The organism is Vibrio sp. 10N.222.54.E6 (genome assembly GCF_041473955.1).
In the GTDB taxonomy this organism is placed as follows: Bacteria; Pseudomonadota; Gammaproteobacteria; order Enterobacterales; family Vibrionaceae; genus Vibrio; species Vibrio tasmaniensis_A.
Genome location: NZ_JBFRTD010000006.1, coordinates 27,117 through 48,949 on the forward strand (window position 1 = coordinate 27,117; position 21,833 = coordinate 48,949).

Here is a 21,833-nt window from a genome sequence, read left to right on the forward strand (position 1 = left end):
ACATTTTTATCTGTTCTCAAGTTTATTTAGCGAGACAAAAACAAATAAAAAAGCCACGCAAAGGCGACGCTGCATGGCTTTAACGAGGGCAACATCACGCTGCCCTGCCTACTTGTCGGTTTAGACTAAATGTCGGTTCAGACTAAAACCAAGCCCTCTCGATTAAATCGAGCTTTGGTCGAAGTCGTTGCCTTGATCGGTTCCAGTTTGAGAATCTGAATCGAAGCTTCCAGAGTCGTCCGTGAAGTCAACACCTTGATCTTGACCACCAGAACTTGTCCAATCGCTACCGCCGGATTCCATACCCGCCATGTCTGGTTGCTGCTCTTGAGTAGAACCTTGCATGGTGTATTGATCATCGACTTCAACGTCCACAGAGCCGCTTGCACCGTCTATTGAGCTACCCAATTCGTCATAACCTTGGAATTGGATCTCGCTAGTACCTTCGTAACCCTCAGGAAGTTCAACCGATACAGACTGCTCTAAGTTGCCGCTGATTGTGAAACTACCATCACCGTTATCCAATGCGTTACTCACAGTAGATCCCTCAGGTAAGCCCGACATTTCAGCATAATCAACCGATTCGTTACCACTCACCTCATCTGGAATCGAGATAGAGATAGTATCGCCCGGAGCCGCCGTTACATCAGCCACGCTGTCTTCAATTTCAGCATCCTGAGCTTGGTCATCAGCTTGTAGTGCGACTTCCACTTGCTGCTCTTCCGTTGCTTGAGCGGCTTGTGCTTGTGGTTCATCACTCTGTGCTGAGTCATCGGCTACTTGGATACTTAAGCTATGGCTCGACACCTCACCACCATCGTTAACGTCGACATTCATCGCTAAGTTGCCGTCAAAGTCTTCGTTTGGCCAGTAAGTCCACTCACCTTCGCCAGATTCAGCAAAGAAGCCTGCATCGTTCGCGTCTGCAACATCAACAACTTGTGCAGAATCGCTCACGCCTAACTCATCCACCAGCTGTGACTCGGTGATAGTTAGTGAACCATCATCAGCTAAGTCATAACCTTCACTCGCCGCTGCTTCATCGCCACCTTGAATATCCACATTGAAGAAGCTTTCGATGCGATTTTCGCCATCAGTCGCTATAAACCCAACTTGAACATCGCCGGTGTAGTCTTCAGCAGGTGTGAATTGATAGTTACCTTGGTTATCGCTCTCAATTACGCCTTGACCTTCCATCAAGCTCACTGACTCAATGCTCAAGCTATCGCCTTCTGCATCGGTCAGGTTCGCTAACATGTCTTCATCAGTGAACGACAAGGTTGCATCCGCCGCGATTTCCGTCGTCGTGATGCTGTTAACTTCTGGTGCTGCATTCTCTTGCGAGTCGCCTTCTTTCACGACTACGCCAGTTTGCTCATCATGAAGCACGCCATCTTTATCAACTACGTAAGCAATGTCTGCTTCGCCAGTGAAGCCTGGTGCTGGTGTGAACGTCCAAGTGCCATCGCCATTATCGACAATCTCACCTTGGCTGCGGTCAGCAAGATGAACCAGTTTCACTTCATCGTCGCTGTCAGCATCCACATTCTCAGCTAATCCGATTAGGTCATCAGCGGTTAGGATGATGGAATCACCCGCCACGGTTTCGAAGTCACCAGAATCGATGCCATCTTCAAACGCTTCTGGCTCATCTCCGTAATCAACCGTTGTTGCGCTTACGGTTACGAAGAACTCACCATGGAAGTCTTCAGGCGGCGTCATTTGAATGTTTGAGATATCCCAGTCGAACAGGTCGATGTATTGACCCGGCTCAGTGATCATCACGGTATTCACACCATCGGTTACCTCGAATCCAACAGGGAAACCTGTCATCACTAGGTTACTTAGCGTTTCTGAATCATCGACTAGTCCAACGTTCAGTCCCAAGTGACCCGTTTCATCTTCACCGAACACTAATGGACCGTCATGGTCAGTTGAAATAACCGCGCCATCTGCGACAGGACGTACGTACACTGGAACATCGAGAACCGTTTCGAATTCACCATCACTCACGACAACTTGTAGGTCAGAGACGCCTGCAAAGTCGCCTGTTGGTGTGAATGTCCAAGTACCATCACCGTTGTCTGTTACTTCACCACCATCTTCACCGTCTGCGGTAATAATGCGTGAAACAACAAGGTCAGCGGTATCAATGTCACCGAACAGGTTCATCAAGTCGCCAGCATCGAAGGTGAACGCGCCATCTTCGTTTGTGGTCATCATTGCGTTACCGACGTTAAACGGTGCGTCGTTAACAGGAATGACATCCACATTCAGCGACCCATCAACCACTTCTTCACCATCAGTTGCCTGATAACCCAGTTCTACTAAGCCATTGAAGTCTTGCGTAGTCACTAAGTGATACATGCCGTCTGGTTGCTGAGTTAAGGTTGCATTGGCTGGAGCACGAACCGTGATGCTTTCGATGCTGATCTCATCACCATCAAGGTCTGTGACTTGATCCGCGATGTAAGCCGGGTCAATCACCATGACTACATCTTCTTCGCCTTGCATCTCAATCATTGGTGCTTCAGGTGCATCGTTCACTGGCGTGACATCGATGTTGCCGTCGACTGAGATTGTCTCTTGGCCATCGCTAACGTTAAACGTCATTGGCACATCGCCATTGAAGTTTTCGTTTGGTGTAAATGACCAAGTACCATCTTCGTTGTCTAGCAACTCACCTAAGCTAGGGTCGATTTGTAGACCCGAAGCTGACAGCTCATCTGCGGTGTTATCGATGTCGGTAGCTTGAGCTAACAACATGTCTTGTGTGATAAGGATGGTGCTGTCTTCGGCTGTGGTTAGTTTCACATCCTCAGATTCAGGTCCATCGTTCACAGCCAGAACTTCGATTCCTGCCGTTGTTGTTGCAGTTGCACCGTCATCGTCGGTTACAACCACATCTAGGCTGATATCACCATTAAAGTTCTCGTTTGGCGTGAAGGTCACAGACCCATTATCGTTTTGAACCAAGGTGCCGTCAGAGCCTGAGTAAGTCACGCTTTCAAGCGACACTTCACCATCAACGTCAGAGCTATTAGCAATCAACTGCTCAGGGCTAATAGTAATCGTGCCATCTTCGTTCATTTGGTAAGACGTAGAACCCGCTACCGGCGCATCGTTAACATCCGTTACCGTCACACCAATATTGGCATCGACTGTCTCAGTGCCATCAGACACTGTGAAGCCAAGGTTTACATCGCCATTGAAGTTCTCGTTTGGAGCAAAGCTGTAAGTGCCATCACCGTTGTCAGTGAACACACCCTCTGCGCCCGTGTAAGACACATCCGTGATAGATAGGTCATCACCATCAATATCCGCAGCGCCTGCTAATAGGTCAGCGTCAGTGAAGGTTAACGTACCATCTTCCTCAACGGTAAAGCTCTGGTCAGCAGCCGTTGGTAAGTCGTTCACTGGGTTAACGGTTAGGTCGACGCCAGCTTGGACTGTCTCGATACCGTCTGAAACATCGAAGCTTAGGTCTATGTCGCCGTTGAAGTCAGCATCCGGAGTGATAGTAAATGAACCATCATCGTTCGCTGTTACGGTCGCATTGTCACCTGCAGATAGGTTGCTTGCGGTCAGTGCATCACCATCAACATCGGATGCGTTAGCCAGCAACTGCTCTTGAGATAGCGTAATTGAACCATCTTCATCAACCGAGTAAGCCACGTTTCCGGCCACTGGTGCGTCATTAACAGCAATGACTTCAATACCAGCGGTAGTCTGAGCCGTCGCACCGTCGTCATCAATAACCGTCACATCAAGGTTGATGTCGCCGTTAAAGTTTTCGTTTGGTGCGAACGTTACCGAACCATCTTCATTTTGAACCAAGATACCGTCTGCACCTGAGTAACTCACGCTATCAAGCGACACTTCACCGTCCACATCGGAGCTATTAGCAATCAACTGCTCAGGGCTCAATGTGATAGTGCCATCTTCGTTCATTTGGTAAGACGTTGTGCCTGCCACTGGTGCATCGTTAACGTCTGTTACCGTTACGTCGATATTTGCATCAACCGTCTCTGTACCGTCAGATACTGAGAAGTCCAGACTTACTTCACCGTTGAAGTTTTCGTTTGGAGCAAAGGTGTAAGTGCCATCGCCATTGTCGGTAAACACACCCTCTGCGCCAGTGTAAGACACATCAGCAACTGAAAGCTCATCACCATCAATATCAGAAGCACCCGCTAGCAGTTGCTCGTCTGTAAAGGTAAGTGAACCATCTTCTTCAATGGTGTAAGCGACATCTTCTACAACCGCGATGTCATTTACTGGATTCACAGTAAGCTCGGCCGTTGCCACAACCGTTTCAGTACCATCAGAAAGGTCGAAGCTTAGATCAATGTCGCCATTAAAGTCGGCATCCGGTGTGATAGTAAATGAACCATCATCGTTTGCCGTAACGGTCGCGTTATCACCTACGGTTAGGTTCGCCGCGGTAAGATCATCGCCGTCCACATCCGATGCTTGAGCAAGTAGCTGCTCTTGGCTTAACGTGATTGAACCATCTTCATCCACTGAATAAGCCAAGTCACTTGACACTGGCGCGTCGTTAACCGCGATAACTTCAATACCCGCAGTGGTTTCAGCCGTTGCACCCTCTTCATCAGCAACGGTGACATCTAGGCTGACATTGCCGTTAAAGTTTTCATTTGGTGCGAAGCTGTAAGTACCATCACCATTGTCAGTAAAGATACCGTCTGCGCCTGAGTAGGAAACGTCGCTAACGGATACATCACCTTCAATGTCTGAGCTGTTCGCAAGAAGCTGTGCTTCAGAGACGGTAATCACGTTATCTTCGTCAACGCTGTAGGTCGTTGAACCTGCAACCGGCAAGTCATTAACAGCAATGACGTCGATACCTGCGGTTGTTTCAGCGGTTGCGCCATCTTCATCCATAACAGAGACATCAAGACTGATGTCACCGTTAAAGTTTTCGTTTGGCGAGAAGGTGTAAGTACCATCACCATTATCAGTGAACACACCATCTGTGCCGCTGTAGCTGACATCGCTAACAAACACTTCCCCTTCAACATCTGAGCTGTTCGCCAGAAGTTGCGCATCGCTTAGGGTAATGCTGCCATCTTCTTCAACAGTGTAAGCGGTAGTTCCGGCAACCGGTACGTCATTAATTGGCACAACTTGAACATCAATATTCGCCGATACAACATCCGTACCATCACTAACATCGTAAGTTAGGTCGACACTGCCATTGAAGTTCTCGTTTGGAGCAAAGGTGTAAGTACCATCGCCGTTATCCGTAAACACACCTTCGGTGCCTTCGTAGTTAACAGATTCAACAGAAAGGTCGTCGCCATCGATATCCGTTGCACCAGCGAGTAACTGCTCATCAGTGAAGGTTAATGAGCCATCTTCATTGATGGTGTAGTCATGGTCGTAAATAACCGAAAGGTCATTAACTGCTGTTACGGTAACGTCAAGTTCCGCAGGTGTAACCCCTCCGTTGCCATCGTCCACGTTGTAGCTAATGGAGAATTCACCGTTGAAGTTCTCTTCCGGAGTAATGGTGTAAGTGCCGTCACCATTATCAGTGATAAGAGCGTTCTCAATTGAAACATCTCCAACACTTGGTTCATTACCACCCGTCTCACCAGAATCATCACCTTCATCGCCGGTTAGCAATTCAGAGATATCAATGCTGTTTTCATTCGCGAGCGCTTCTTCTGCCGTTGGCAAGTCGAATGCATTTTGAGTGCCTACGTCTTGGCTTGGAACAATAACGCCGTTCACGATATCGAATACATGCCAGTGGTCACCCGATGGGTTTTCAGATAAGTCCGGACTAAAGGTTTCAACCAATGTATCGCCAACAAACACCTGAACCTGTACATCTTCAACACCATCCACATCCCAACTTCTGCTGGTGTAGTTGTGTACTGAATAGTGCATATCAGCATCTTGATAATTTGGAATAGTGATGGTTTCAGGACCACCACCATTCGTGTCATCTACATCTTGCTGAACGACATTACCTTCACCCAAATCATGGCTCATGTCGCGATAGTAAATATGGTCTAGCTCGTTGCCATTTTCTGTATCGTAGAGCCATAGATGGTTGTCCATATCACGTGGGCTTTCACCCCATGTGACCACGATACGCATATCGGTTTCTTCAAGTACTTCAGATATTGCAGTTACGCCACCGTTGGTATCTTCACCAGCTGGAACTAGGAAGCTGCTAGTAATAGAGCCTTCTTGTTCAATAGTAACGGTACCTTGGTCAACAACAGGACCGCTCACAGAGTAGTTACCGGATTGATCCGTCACCGCCGTGTAAGAATGACCTACGTTGTCGGTTAGCGTGACATCCGCACCTGCGATTGGATTGCCAGTTTCAGCATCCAACACAGTACCGGTAACGGTCGTTTCATCGCCTTGCTCTCCGATAATTGCGGTCATGTCATCGTCTTCAATGTCAGTCGCGAATTGTAGGAGCTCTTCTTGAGTAATGGTGTATGAACCGTCTTCTTCAATGGTTATCGCCACATCAGCAGAAACAATTGGCGCGTCGTTCACTGGGTCAACGGTCAAGCCTAAGTTAGCGGCAATTGGTGTGTCGCCATCGCTGATGCTGTAGGCAACATCGATGTAGCCATTGAAGTTTTCGCTTGGAGTGATTGAGAACGTGCCATCGCCGTTATCGACAATCGTTGCATCGTCACCCACTAAGGTTAAGTCGGAAGCGACAAGGTCATCGCCCTCAATATCAGCGGCATTCGCAAGTAACTGCTCCTGCGTGATAGTGATGACATTATCTTCATCAACGTTCGCATAAACATCGTCGTTAGTTGGCAGGTCATTAACAGGGTTTACCGTCAGATCGGCGTTCGCCACAATCGACTCAGTGCCGTCCGAAATATCAAAGCTTAGGTCGATATCGCCATTGAAGTTCGCATCTGGCGTTACCGTAAAGGTGCCATCGCCATTATCAACAACGGTTGCATTATCACCTGCGCTTAAGTTGCTTGCGGTTAGGTCATCGCCATCCACATCAGATGCTTGAGATAGCAACTGCTCTTGAGTCAGAGTAATGGAACCATCTTCATCAATGCTGTATGCCAAGTCACCCGATACTGGTGGATCGTTAATTGGAAGAACATCAATGCTTGCCGTCGTGGCCGTCGTTGCACCATCCTCATCGGTCACCACCACATCGAGGCTAACATCGCCGTCGAAGTTTGCGTTCGGTGCAAAGCTGAATGTTCCATCGCCATTGTCAGTAAAGATGCCGTCAGCGCCTGTGTAGTTCACGCTATCAATCGCTACTTCACCTTCAATATCAGAAGAGTTCGCCAACAGTTGCTCTGCACTGATGGTGATAATTTCATCTTCGTTCACTGAGTAGCTGGTAGAACCTGCGATTGGCGGATCGTTCACCTCAAGTACGGTAATTCCAGCTGTGGCCGCTTCTGTTGCTCCTTCTTCATCGGTAACAACAACCGCTAAGCTCACATCACCATTGAAGTTCTCGTTTGGTGAGAAGGTGTAAGTGCCGTCACCGTTGTCTTCGAACACACCGTCACTGCCAGTGTAAGCCACGCTATCAATCGCAACCTCACCTTCAATGTCTGAAGAGTTGGCTAATAGCTGTTCGTTACTGATCGTGATTGAGTTGTCTTCATGCACAGTGTAAGACGTACCACCCGCCACTGGTGGATCGTTCTCTGGCGTCACACTCACATCAATGTTGGCTTGAACCGTATCTGTGCCATCTGACACATCAAAGCTGAAGTTCACATCACCATTGAAGTTCTCGTTTGGCGCAAAGCTGTAGCTTCCGTCGCCATTATCAGTAAGAACACCATCAGCACCCGTGTATGTCACACCTTCTACCGTCAGGTCATCACCTTCAACATCCGTTGCACCTGTTAACAGGTCAGCGTCAGTGAAGTTAAGAACCCCATCTTCACCAATAGTGAATGCTTGGTCTTGTGGCTCTGGCGCGTCATTGACTGGTGTTACCGTCAAGTCTAGGCCAGCAGCGACCATCTCTTCCCCATCGGTGACATCGTAACTAAATTCGATATTACCGTTGAAGTTTTCACTCGGTGTAATGGTGAAACTGCCATCGTCGTTCATTTGAACGGTCGCATTTTCATCATTGGTGGTTAGGTTGATTGCGGATAGATCATCACCATTAATGTCGACAGCGTGCTCTAGCAACTGTTCTTGAGTTAGCGTGATGCTGTTATCTTCGGCTGTAACGGCACTGATATCACCATCAACTTCTGGAGCATCGTTCGCTGGAGAGATATGAATCGTCACATCTTGCGTTGCCGTTGCGGTGGTGCCCGTATCAACATCAGTCGATGTCGCATTCACGGTTAGAACCACATCACCATTGAAGTCACCTGAAGGGATAAACTCTAGCCCTTCTAGCTCACCTGGTTGCAATGACCATGTGCCATCACCATTATCGGTACCTGCAGAAAGCGAACTTCCCTCTGGTACATCTTCAATCAAGATAGCGAGATTTTCTGAACCATCGGTATCGGTTAGCGCCGCATCAATATCCAGTGGTACTGGCGTATCTTCGGTACCAATAATTTGGTAATCCGCATCAGACACTGTGATTTCAATGTTATCGATGCCAAACGACTCATCACTCACACCTTGGTTCAAAGTTGAACCGAAGCCAAGTTCAAGTTGGCCATCTTCAACTGGTACCGTTAGGTTTATTTGGTGCGCTTGGTCATTCCAACCACTGAAACCCTCACCTTGCGATACGCCGTGAACGACTTCACCCACTTCATTGCCAGCTGAATCGTACAACGTTGTCGTGCCATCTTGAGTTTGGAACGCCGAGTTGTCTAACGAAGTAAGCTCTTCGCCGCCGACAAAGATTTGGAATGACTCACCATCCCAAGAATCAATTTCATAGAAGCTAAACGAAATATTAACTTCGCTCACATCACTTGGAATGTCGTAAGTTTTGCTGACTGCTTCATCGCCACCAGTGCCACCAATACGACCTAGCATGTCTCCTGATTCGAAGCCTTGTGAGCTTTCAGTGCCTGTATTCCAGCCGTTCGAGCCAGACTCGAAGTTGTCTGAAGCAATCACCAAGTCAGACGCAATAGACAGCTCTGGCATATCAACCACAGATTGAACATCAATCATCGCTTCTGCTGGTACTATCGCTGTGCCGTCATTCACATCGAAGGTCACATTCACATTACCATCGAAGTTTTCATTCGGTGCGAATGTGTAAGTACCGTCGCCGTTATCAACCAAAGTACCGCTATCTGAAGCCACATTTTCAACCGATAGGTTATCGCCATCAATGTCGCCCGCATTTTGCAGCAGTTGCTCTTCTGTGAAGGTAAAGCTGGTGTCTTCTTGAGTCACAAATTGTGGCTCACCGACTGTTGGCAAGTCATTAACTGGGTTAACCGTTAGGTCAGCTGTTGCTTGAAGCGTCGCATCACCATCGGTAATGTCGAAGTTCAAATCAATGTCGCCATTGAAGTTAGCATCTGGCGTGATAGTGAAACTACCATCATCGTTTGCAGTAACTGTCGCATCACCACCAACGGTTAGGTTAGCCGCTGTTAAGTCATCGCCGTCAACATCGCTCGCTTGAGCAAGTAATTGCTCTTGGCTCAAGGTAATTGAACCATCTTCGTCCACGCTGTACGCCAAATCGCCCGATACCGGAGCATCGTTAACAGGAAGAACATCAATGCTTGCGTTGGTCGCTACAGTTGCACCATCTTCATCAGTAACGACAACATCAAGGCTGACATCACCGTCGAAGTTCGCGTTTGGTGCGAAGCTGAATGTTCCATCGCCATTGTCAGTATAGATGCCGTCAGCGCCTGTGTAGTTAACGCTATCAATCGCCACTTCACCTTCGATATCAGAAGCATTCGCCAACAGTTGATCTGAACTGATGGTGATAACTTCGTCTTCGTTCACTGAGTAGCTGGTTGAACCCGCAATTGGCGGATCATTCACCTCAAGTACCGTAATACCCGCGGTTGTCGCTTCTGTTGCACCCTCTTCATCGGTAACGACAACATCTAGGCTAACTTCACCGTTGAAGTTTTCGTTTGGTGAGAAGGTGTAAGTACCGTCACCGTTGTCTTCAAAGACACCATCAGCGCCAGTGTAAGTCACGCTATCAACGGCAACATCACCTTCAATATCCGAAGAGTTAGCTAGAAGTTGCTCATCGCTGATGGTAATTGAGTTGTCTTCATGAACTATGTAAGACGTGCTACCCGCAACAGGCGGATCGTTCTCTGGTGTCACGCTGACATCAATGTTGGCTTGAACCGTATCCGTGCCATCTGACACATCAAAACTGAAGTTCACATCACCATTGAAGTTCTCGTTTGGCGCAAAGCTGTAGCTTCCGTCGCCATTGTCAGTAAGAACACCGTCGGCACCTGTGTAAGTCACGCCTTCAACCGATAGGTCATCCCCATCGATATCGGTAGCACCTGTTAGCAAGTCTTCATCTGTGAAGTTCAAGATGCCGTCTTCGCCAATGCTGAACGTTTGATCTTGTGGTTGTGGAAGGTCATTAACTGGATTAACGGTGAGGTCAGCCGTCGCAACCAGCGTATCGGTACCGTCGCTAATGTCGAACGTTAGATCAATGTCGCCATTGAAGTTCGCATCTGGCGTAATGGTAAAGCTACCATCATCGTTAGAAACAACTGTCGCGTCTCCATCAACAATTAAGTTAGAAGCAGTAAGGTCGTCTCCGTCTACATCGCTAGCTTGAGAAAGAAGTTGCTCTTGGCTCAAGGTAATCGAACCGTCTTCCTCAACGCTGTATGCCAAGTCTCCTGATACTGGAACATCATTGATTGGTAGGACATCAACCGTAATATGAGTATCAACTTGAGCGCCGTCTTCATCTTGAATGGTCACATCCAATTGCACTTGGCCGTTGAAGTTTTCATTCGGTGCAAAGCTACATGTGCCGTCACCATTGATTGAGAAGATTCCGTCTGGGCCGTCGTAGTTGATCTCAACAAGTTGTACGTCACCTTCAATATCAGAGGCGTTCAGCAGAACTTGAGACTCATTAAAGGTCAGTACCGAGTCTTCATCGATAGTGTAAGACGTTGGGCCAGCAACTGGCGGATCGTTCACTTCTAGAACCGTAATGCCCGCAGTCGTCGATACGACTGCATCGTCTTCATCTACAACAACCACATCTAGGCTAACTTCGCCATTAAAGTTCTCGTTTGGAGAGAAGGTGTATGTACCGTTACCGTTGATTTCAAGCACACCATCACTGCCACTATAGGTAACACTATCAATCGCCACTTCCCCTTCAATATCTGAAGAGTTCGCTAACAATTGTTCGTTGCTGATCGTGATGGAATTGTCTTCATGAACCGTGTAAGACGTGCTACCCGCGACAGGTGGATCATTCTCTGGCGTCACGCTGACATCAATGTTAGCGGTTACCGTATCGGTACCATCTGATACATTGAACGAGAAGTTTACATCGCCATTGAAGTTTTCGTTTGGCGCGAAGCTGTATGTACCATCGCCATTATCGGTTAGAACACCATCTGCGCCAGTGTAAGTCACACCTTCAACGCTTAGGTCGTCCCCTTCAATGTCCGTCGCACCCGTTAATAGGTCTTGGTCATTGAACGTTAACACGCCATCTTCACCGACTGTGAATGCTTGGTCTTGTGCTTCTGGACCATCGTTCACTGGTGAAACTGTTAGCTCTAGGTTGGTAGAGACAACATCATCGCCATCAGACACATCAAACGTAAAGCTAACATCGCCATTGAAGTCAGCATCTGGCGTTAATGTGTAAGTACCATCCCCGTTATCTGTGATAGTTACGCTGTCGTCATCAGTCGCTAAGTTAAGCGCTGTTAGTTGGTCGCCATCTAAATCACGAGCATTAGCTAGCAAGTCTTCTTGCGTAATGATGATAGAACCATCTTCTTCCACTGTTGCTGCAACAGGAAGTGCTTCAGGTGCATGCTCAATGTGTGCGCCTGTCGCGTTAATGTAAATGGTTTGGGAAACCGTTTCAGAATCATCATTCGATAACTCTGTCGCAGTTGCGGTTACATGAACTTCAAGCTGCTCATTGAAGTCTTCTGGTAACTGGATCTGTAGCGCATTTTCGATAGCCGTTGTTGGTAAGTTCACCGTACCATCAGGACCAACCGTCACTTCACCACTGTAGATTTGGCTGTTCACTTCACCCACATCGATTGTGAAGTTGAAGTCTGAATAGTCAGCATCACCGCCGCCATACAAATCTTCAAATCCGTAAACGAGCTCGCCATCTTCATTAACAGTGGTACGCGTATGTTCGATACCATCTTGGTTTAGTTGAGCGCTTGAACCACCATGGAAGATCGCGTCACCATTCTGCCCTTGAACTACAGTTTCAGTGCCATCGGCAGCAACAAATACAAGTTGAGGATCAACCGTATCCATTTTCGCAGGTGAACCATCCTCAGCACGGAACTCGTACTGACCGTCTTGCATCGCGTCAAAGTCATTGTGCTGATGTCCGTTTGGAATCAAGAACAGATTGAAACTTTCACCTTCTTCAACTTGGAAGCTGAACTGGTCTTGTCCTGGAACAAGGTCACCGCCGCCGCCAAATTGTGACGCGTTTTCGTAAACAACCTCAACACCCGTGATATTACCGTCTTCATCGACTTTGTAGTAACCCGCTGCGTTTTGGTAACCTGCCGTTTCACCTTCAAACGTTACTGTAATTTCAGTGTCGTTGTAACTGGTGATGCCGTTCTCTTGGTCATTCAGAACGCCTTCGTTATCGTATTGAATAACCGAACCTTCTGGCACACCATCAACCGTTACGGTAAGTGTTTCAGACAAGTCTTGATCGACAAGCGCCGCTGCAATGTTCAGTTCAACAATGCCGCCTGGCTCAACCAGAATTGCTTCATCATCAACGTTAACGCCGTCGCCATCGGTTATCACAAGATCCGGTGCATCCGCGACCGCTTCAATATGAACGCTAATGTCTTGTTCTACCTCATCAGTGCCGTCGGTAACCGTAAAGCTGAACTGCAGGTCACCACTAAAGTGTTCTTCAGGAACGAAGCTAAACGTGCCATCACCGTTATCGGTTACCGTGCCTTCATCACCAGAGTAATTGATGCTGGTAACGCTAAGGTCATCGCCATCAATATCAATCGCACCGCTCAATAGATCTTCTTGAGTGAACAGGATGCTGCCATCCTCTTCGATGTGGTACATGCCTGGGGCAACAATTGGAATGTCATTCACCGGATTCACGGTCAATGTCATGTCATTGGCGGTACTTAGCTCACCATCACTCACTTCATAGGTGAATGCGATATCACCATTGAAATTTTCCGAAGGTGTTACTGTGTAAGTACCATCGCCATTGTCTACGATACTTGCATTCGGATCGTTGGTTTCTAGCGCGCTAGCAAACAGTTCATCACCATCTTGGTCACTCGCGTTCTCCAGCAACATCGCTTGTGTAACGAGAATTGAACCATCTTCGTCGACATCCGCAACCATTGGTGTTACTTCTGGTGCATCATTAGCGAACTCAACTTTTAGGTCGATGTTTGCAGCCACCACGTCGGTGCCGTCACTCACATCAAACGTTAAGTCAACATTGCCGAAGAAACCCTGCTCTGGCGTTAATGTGTATGTGCCATCACCATTGTCTGTCACATCTACCGTATCACTCGCACTTGTCACGTTCAGTACAGAAAGCTCATCACCTTCAACATCTGTCGCTTGTGCTAGTAGTTCAGCTTCTGTAATGGTGATCGCTTGACCGTCTTCCGTAGTGAAAGACATGTCTGGAACGTCTGGTGCATCATTGATAGGGTTTACGGTTAGGTTAAGGTCAGCTGCAACAGTTTCGATCGCGTCAGTGACATCGTAAGTAAATTCAATCTCACCAAAGAAATCAGCACTTGGTGTAATCGTGAAGCTACCGTCTGGGTTTTCTACAACAACCGCATTTGGATCGTTGGTCGCAAAGTTAACCGCTTCAAGGTTATCGCCATCGACATCCGTTGCATTCGCTAACAGATCCTCTTGAGTGATAGTGATTGAACCATCTTCATCAACAGCGGCTTCAATTGGGCCGCTCACTTCAGGGCCTTCGTTGACAATTTCAACGTCTACTCTTGCAGTACTTGGTGCACTGGCTTGACCGTCACTGATATCGAAGGTCAGATTCACTTCACCGTAGAAGTCCTCTGCAGGTTCGAATGTGAAAGTATTGTCTCCATTGTCTGTTAATGTACCTTGTGATTGGTCAACAAGCAGTAGATTCTCAACATGCAGGATATCGCCATCAACATCGGTCGCGCCAGACAATAGGTCTTTCGCTTCGATGATCATAGAGCCGTTTTCAAGCATTTGGGTGTGCAATGGCTCGCCCGGAACTGGCACATCATTAACAGGTACAACGGTCAGATCTAGATGGGTTGCAACTTCATCGGTACCATCGAATACCTTGTAATCAATGTCGATTTCACCATTGAAGTTTTCATTCGGCATGAAGGTAAATGTACCATCACCATTGTCGACTAAATCACCGTCATCACCACCGTAAGTGATGTCAGAAATAGACAGCGCATCACCTTCTACATCTGTGGTGTTCGCCAGTAAATCATCAGCACTGAACGCAATACCTTGGTCTTCGTCTGTCGATAGAACCATTGGACCAGAAACGATTGGCGCATCATTCACTGACTCAAAGTTGATGTTAATTATGTTGTCATCAGTCAGTTCACCATCAGAAACTTGGTAACCCAGCTCAATTTCACCGTAGAAGTTTTCATCTGGTGTCACCGTCCAAGTACCATCACCGTTGTCAATCAGTGTTGCATGCTCTGAGTTTTCACCCACCAGCTCAAGATTTTGAATATCAAGGTCGTCACCATCAATATCTGATGCTTGTGCCAGTAACTGTTCTTCTGTAATCACAACAGAAGCAAATTGAGCAGAACCTTCAGTATCGATAGTGATATTAGGAAGATCAGCCGTTAGCTCAATTTCGTTGTCACCCGCGTGGATGTTCAACTCAACCGTTTCGGTAATTTCTGAACCGTCTACACCAATCGATGTGAACACGGCTTCATCATGACAAGTTTGTGACACGGTCATGTTTTGAACAACATAAGTACCATTTCCTTGAACTGTACCGAGTTCAAAGTAAGACACTGGTTGGTCAACCGTTAACGTGTAGTCTGTCTCGAAAGTACCACGGTCTTCTTTGTGGTAAGTCATCGAGTCAATTAGGTCACCGTCCTCATTGAACGCTTTGATTTCTACTTCCGTAAAGTGACGCGATTCTTCCATGAACCAACCACCTAAACCATCTAGGTGGAAACTGATTTCATTGATGTCTTGACCTTCAACTGAAATAGTCAGTTTTTCATCACCACTCAACCCTTGGCGATCGGTATCACCAAGGCCGTGACCTATGTGGGTGTTACCATTCCAAGCACCAAGCGGATCATCGTTACTTTGAACCGTAACCGTTAAATCACCATCCGAGAACTCACGAGTGTAAGGGTCAACTTCTGTACCCCAATCGTCTACGCTAGCGTTATCGTCGAAGGTACCAATTTGCGTAGTATGTGTGCCTTCAGCAAGAGCCCCCTCACTTGGAACAAAGCGTACTTCTGTATCAGCCGGTACTTCTTGCCCTACTTCCAGCACCACCCACTCATCATTAACATTCGCTTCAATGATGCCGTTTTCTGGCGCTTGGTCTAAACGTAGTGCAGGTTCTTCACGAAGCGTCACACCAACCGTTTGATCTTCTTGCGCTTGGATGAAGATCTCTTCGCCCGCTTCTGGCGCATCATTAACTGGATTAACCGTTAGATCGAGAGTGGTCAGAACTTCATTGTCACCATCATTGATGCTGTATGTGAAGTCCAACTCGCCATTGAAGTTTTCTGTGTGCGTGATGGTGAATGAACCATCGTCATTAGCAACAATTGTCGCGTCAGGGTCGTTGGTTTGCAGGTTAGACGCCGTTAACTCATCACCCTCAACGTCAGTAGCATTTGCAAGCAGCTGCTCTTGAGTAATAGTGATTGAATTATCTTCGTCGACTTCTGCTTCAATACCGGACGTTTCAGGGCCGTCATTGACAGCAATGACATCAATGCCCGCTGTCGTTGTCGCCGTTGCACCGTCTTCGTCAACGACGACAACATCTAGTGAGATGTCTCCGTCGAAGTTTTCATTTGGCGTGAAGGTGTAGGTGCCATTACCGTTATCAACGAACGAACCATCGTCACCAGCGTAAGTAACGCTCGATAGAGCAACATCACCCTCTACATCTGAAGAGTTCGCTAATAACTGTTCATCACTGATCGTGATTTGGCCATCTTCTTGAACTGTATAAGCTGTCGAGCCCGCTACAGGAGGATCGTTCTCCGGCGTTACACTTACATCAATAACAGCTGATGTTGAATCAGTACCGTCAGAGACATCGAACGAGAATTGAACATCACCATTGAAGTTCTCGTTTGGAGCAAAGCTGTATGTGCCGTCGCCATTATCGCTAAGAACACCATCTGCACCTGTGTAGAGCACGTTTTCAATCGACAGTTCATCACCGTCAATATCCGACGCGCCTGCAAGCAGATCAGCATCGGTGAAGAGTAACGTACCGTCTTCTTCAATCGTGAACTCTTGATCTTCCGCTTGTGGCAGGTCATTAACCGGATTCACAGTAACGTCTAGGCCAACTTGAACTGAACCACCATCGTTATCGATGATATCGAAGTTCAGATCTAGGTCACCGTTGTAGTCTGCGTTCGGTGTGATGGTGTAGCTGCCATCATCATTATGTTGGATGGTCGCATTTTCATCAGTAGATAGATTGATAGCTTCTAAGTTGTCGCTATCAATATCACCTGCTCTTGCTAGCAATTGCTCTTGGCTTAGCGTGATGGAGCTATCTTCATTGATGGTGTAAGCCAAATCACCCGATACTGGCGCATCATTGATTGGCAATACATCAACGTTAATGTGTGTTTCAACCGTTGCGCCATCTTCATCTTGAATGGTCACACCCAGTTGAACCTGACCATTAAAGTTTTCATTTGGTGCAAAGCTGCATGTACCATCACCATTTACAGTGAAGATACCGTCAGAGCCATCGTAGTTAATGCCAACAAGTTCTACATCGCCTTCGATATCCGAAGCATTCACAAGAATCTGAGATTCACTGAACGTCAGAACCGAATCTTCGTCAATGGTGTATGACGTTGGACCCGCAACCGGTGGATCATTCACTTCTAGAACGGTGATGCCCGCAGTGGTTTCATCAATCGAACCGTCTTCATCGGCAACAATAACGTCAAGGCTGATATCGCCACTGAAGTTTTCATTAGGAAGGAAGGTGTAACTGCCGTCACCATTATCTTGGAACACACCATCTGTGCCGCTGTAAGTTACGCTGTCAATCGACACTGCACCTTCAACGTCAGAAGAGTTTGCTAGCAACTGCTCATCAGAAATTGTGATGGCATTGTCTTCGTTGACCATGTACGAGGTTGAACCCGCAACTGGCGGATCGTTCTCAGGCGTCACACTGACATCAATGTTAGCGCTGACCGTTTCTGTGCCATCAGACACATCGAAACTAAAGTTCACATCGCCATTGAAGTTTTCATTTGGCGCAAAGGTATAAGTACCATCACCGTGGTCGGTCAGTACGCCATCACCACCTGTATAGCTAATACCTTCAACGGTTAAGTCGTCGCCATCAATATCGGTGGCACCGGTAAGTAAGTCGGCATCTGTAAATTGCAGCGTACCGTCTTCTGCAATACTGAATTGTTGATCTTGAGGAACCGGCAAGTCATTAACTGGGTTAACAGTAAGATCGGCGGTTGCTTGAACTGTGTCAGTACCATCAGTGATGTTGAATTGAATATCAATGTCACCATTGAAGTTCTCATCTGGCGTAATCGTGAAGCTGCCATCGTCGTTAGCTACAACTGTCGCATCACCACCAACCGTTAAATCGCTTGCTGTTAGGTCTTCACCTTCAACATCAGACGCTTGAGACAACAGCTGATCTTGGCTCAGTGTGATTGAACCATCTTCGTTAACGCTGTAAGCCAAATCACCCGATACTGGCGCATCATTGATTGGCAATACGTCAACATTGATGACGGTTTCAACTTCTGCACCGTCTTCATCACGAATGGTGACATCAAGCTGAACTTGGCCATTAAAGTTCTCATTCGGAGCGAAGCTACAAGTGCCATCACCATTTACTGAGAAGATTCCCTCAGGGCCATCGTAGCTAATACCCACAAGCTCAACATCCCCTTCTACATCTGAGGCATTAAGCAACACTTGAGACTCACTGAAGGTCAGTACTGAGTCTTCATCAATGGTGTAAGACGTTGGACCCGCAACCGGTGGATCATTCACTTCTAGAACGGTGATGCCCGCAGTGGTTTCATCAATCGAACCGTCTTCATCGGCAACAATAACGTCAAGGCTGATATCACCATTGAAGTTCTCGTTTGGCGAGAAGGTGTAAGTACCGTTACCGTTGATTTCAAGGACACCATCACTACCCGAGTAAGTCACGCTGTCTATCGATACATCACCTTCGATGTCTGAAGATGTTGCCAATAGTTGTGCATCAGAGATGGTAATCGAATTGTCTTCATTAACTGTGTAAGACGTAGAGCCAGCAACTGGCGGATCGTTCTCTGGAGTCACGCTAACATCAATGTTTGCAGACACCGTATCGGTGCCGTCTGAAACATCGAAACTAAAGTTCACGTCGCCATTGAAGTTTTCATTTGGCGCAAAGCTGTATGAGCCATCACCATGGTCTGTCAGTACCCCATCAGTCCCTTCATAACTGATGCCTTCAACCGTGAGATCATCACCCTCAATATCGGTTGCACCGGTTAGCAGATCTGCATCAGTAAACTGCAGCGTACCGTCTTCTTCAATGCTGAACTGTTGATCTTGAGGAACTGGCAGGTCATTGATTGGGTTAACGGTTAAATCGGCAGAAGCTTGAACCGTGTTAGTACCATCTGAAATATCAAAGCTGATATCGATATCGCCATTGAAGTTCTCATCTGGCGTAATGGTAAAGCTGCTATCGTCGTTTTGAATAACTGTCGCATCGCCACCAACCGTTAGGCCACTAGCAATTAGATCATCGCCTTCTACGTCAGATGCTTGAGACAGTAGTTGCTCTTGGCTTAGACGAATCGAACCGTCTTCATCGACTGAGTAAGCAAGGTCGCCTGATACTGGTGCATCATCGACTGCTGTTACGCTTACATCAATGTTTGCAGCAACCGTGTCTGTACCGTCTGATACATCGAAGCTGAAGTTTACGTCACCATTGAAGTTCTCGTTTGGCGCAAAGGTGTACGTGCCATTACCGTTATCAGTAAGAATGCCATCGCCGCCATCGTAGGTCACACCTTCAACCGTTAGGTTGTCACCTTCAATGTCCGTTGCGCCTGTTAATAGGTCGGCGTCTGTGAACAGTAAAGTACCGTCTTCTGCAATACTGAACTGTTGATCTTGAGGGACTGGTAGGTCGTTTACTGGGTTAACGGTCAGGTCTGCTGAAGCTTGAACGGTATTGGTGCCATCAGAGATATCAAAGCTGATATCGATGTCGCCATTGAAGTTCTCATCTGGCGTGATGGTGAAACTGCCGTCATCGTTAGCTACAACCGTCGCATCACCACCAACCGTTAGGTCGCTCGCTGTCAGGTCATCGCCTTCCACATCTGATGCTTGAGAAAGCAGCTGCTCTTGGCTTAGACGAATTGAACCATCTTCGTCGATTGAGTACGCTAGGTCGCCCGATACTGGCGCATCATCAACAGCTCTAACACTCACATCGATGTTGGCAGAGACTGTATCGGTACCATCTGATACATCGAAACCGAAGTTTACGTCGCCATTAAAGTTTTCATTCGGTGCGAAGGTGTATGTGCCATTACCGTTGTCGGTAAGAATACCGTCGCCACCGTCGTAGGTCACACTTTCAATAGTAAGGTTGTCACCTTCAATGTCCGTTGCGCCGGTTAACAGGTCTGCATCAGTGAAGATTAACGTGCCGTCTTCTTCAACGCTGAACTGTTGATCTTGAGGGACTGGTAAATCGTTAACTGGATTAACCGTAAGGTCTGCAGAAGCTTGAACCGTGTTGGTACCATCAGAGATATCGAAACTGATATCGATGTCGCCATTGAAGTTCTCATCTGGCGTGATGGTGAAGCTGCCGTCATCGTTCGCAACGACTGTTGCATCACCACCAACCGTAAGATCGCTGGCTGTCAGGTCATCGCCTTCAACATCAGATGCTTGTGATAGCAGTTGCTCTTGGCTTAGGCGAATCGAACCGTCTTCGTCGATTGAGTACGCTAGGTCACCAGAAACAGGCGCATCATCAACCGCTGTCACGCTCACATCGATATTGGCTGATACCGTATCGGTTCCGTCAGAGACATCGAAGCCGAAGTTTACATCACCATTGAAGTTTTCATTCGGAGCGAAAGTATATGTACCATTACCGTTGTCGGTCAGGATACCGTCGCCACCATCGTAGGTCACACCTTCAACAGTAAGGTTGTCACCTTCAATGTCGGTAGCACCTGTTAACAGGTCTGCATCGGTGAAGATTAACGTGCCATCTTCTTCTATTTCAAACGTTTTATCTTCTGGTACAGGTGCGTCATTAATAGGACGAACCGTTAAATCAATTGCGCTACTTATGGTTTCTTGGCCGTCACTGATATCAAAAGTAAGGTCTAGCTCGCCATTAAAGTCAGCGGAAGGTACAACTGTGAACGTACCGTCACCATTATCTTGAACCGTTGCATCTGCACCGACTTGAACGTTTGAAGCAACAAGCTCATCACCATCAACATCACTTGCGTATTCGAGTAATTGTTCTTGAGTAAATGTTATGGAGCCATCTTCATCCATGATGTAAGCCAGATCTTGTTCAGCCTCCGGAGCATCATTTTCACTTTCCACCTTGATTTTGAACGTTTCACTTGTTGTCTCAGAATCAAAGTCATCTTCTACTTCACTGATGGTCTCTTCGTCAGAAGCTTGAACATCAACGGCGAATGTCTCTTCTACTGTCTGTGAATCGAGATCATCATCGACTTGTTGGCCATCAGATTCAGAAGATGTAGCACTCGGAGCTGCAGAGGTACGTGCTGCTTGGCCTTGTTCTTCATTACCCTCAGCGTCGGATCCACCTGTCGCAGCCTCTGCGTTATCGCCACCTACGGCTTGAGCGCCAGCACCTGCTCCGCCACCACTGCCAGCAGCATTATCCGAGCCAGCTTCCGAAGCCGCACCACCGACTACATTAGATTGAGCTGCATCTGAATCTCCATCGCTTTCTGGCGTCTCTTCTTGAACAGCAGCACCAGAAGCTGCTGCTTCTTCTGTATTACCAGCACCACTTGGATTGTCTTCCAACGCTTGGTTCACTTCGTCTGCCGCGTCGGTATTTTCAGCACCCGTCGCTACCGTCGACGCAATCGTGTTCTGTTGATTTTGTTGATTCTGCTGTTGGGAGGGCGTACCCGCGTCGTTCGTGTCCGTCTGTTCTACCGCGTCATTGAGATCTTCATTTTGGTTGTTTTGGTTATTTTCGCCTGCCATTACAGCCTCCGTTGCTACTAGCTAACTGATCGTATTTAGAGGCATTAAAGGACACCATTTTAAAAAACCAAGTTTTTATACAACTTTTTTCATATTTTCTTTTTTATGCATAAAGAAGTGAAAAGAAGCAAAAAAAAAATTGAAAACTGCCT

Annotated in this window: 1 protein-coding gene; it reads right to left on the reverse strand. The window is 47.3% G+C overall.

What is annotated here, in order from left to right; all coding sequences use genetic code 11:
- Positions 1-162: 162 nt before the first annotated feature.
- Positions 163-21,681 (reverse strand): tandem-95 repeat protein, encoded by a 21,519-nt coding sequence (locus tag AB4513_RS01390; RefSeq protein WP_102257629.1) that lies wholly within the window; start codon positions 21,679-21,681, stop codon positions 163-165.
- Between the last annotated feature and the right edge of the window lie 152 nt (positions 21,682-21,833).

Coding starts and splice junctions, on each gene's coding strand:
- AB4513_RS01390 (WP_102257629.1), bottom strand. CDS start 21,681: ATGGCAGGCGAAAATAACCAAAACAACCAAAATGAAGATCTCAATGAC.